The sequence below is a fragment of the Pseudomonas edaphica genome (genome assembly GCF_005863185.1).
Lineage (GTDB): Bacteria > Pseudomonadota > Gammaproteobacteria > Pseudomonadales > Pseudomonadaceae > Aquipseudomonas > Aquipseudomonas edaphica.
This window is the reverse complement of the sequence record NZ_VBVZ01001102.1, coordinates 1-699: the sequence shown is the minus strand read 5'-3', so window position 1 is coordinate 699 and position 699 is coordinate 1. Positions and strand designations below refer to the sequence as shown.

1 protein-coding gene is annotated in these 699 nt (G+C 50.6%); it reads right to left on the bottom strand.

Going from position 1 to position 699, the window contains the following annotated elements:
* Positions 1–328 (bottom strand): adenylyl-sulfate kinase (gene cysC, locus FEM54_RS33490; RefSeq protein ID WP_138454392.1); only part of this gene is annotated, 328 nt, incomplete at its 3' end.
* Positions 329–699: the final 371 nt, after the last annotated feature.

Here is a 699-nt window from a genome sequence, read left to right as displayed (position 1 = left end):
GAAGAAAGGGGGATATAAAGGCGGAAATCACAATCAGCCCGGCGTCTAAAAACAGCCTAGCCACTTCTGAAATTCTTCTAATATTTTCTTCTCGGTCAGCGTCGCTAAAACCGAGGTCCTGGCACAGCCCTAATCTGACATTGTCGCCGTCCAGTAAATAAGTATGACGGCCGCGGTCGGTAAGTGCGACTTCGAGTGCATTGGCAATTGTTGATTTGCCAGCGCCGCTGAGACCTGTGAGCCATACTACCATTGGTCGCTGTCCCTTGAGGGCCGTCCTGCGCTCTGCGGTAACGGCTTGTGGGGGGGAAGTTAGATTTTTAGTCATGTGATCTCGTGTGCAACAGCATATAAATAATAATCGTATATTTTTTGTTGCTTAATTTTCATGCCCATGACTTTGATCGAGACGTTGACGTTCATGTCGAATGCTGCACTCAGGCTGGGCGGCGAGTGTAGCGGATGCTAGTTGGACGCTCAATTCCATTTCTAGTTCAATTCTGACGCAGCGCAGTAAAATCGTGTAACCGCGAAGCTACAATAGGCGGCTGCACCATTGCGGCGCGCGCCGGTTTTATATGTGAGCGTTTGCGGTGCAGTAAACATGGGGGTTAACGTTACACGGCCAGCCCTTTGGTTAGCGCGCCTGCGGAATTACCGCTTTATAGCCGCTGTACACGATTTCCCCACCCGCAACAC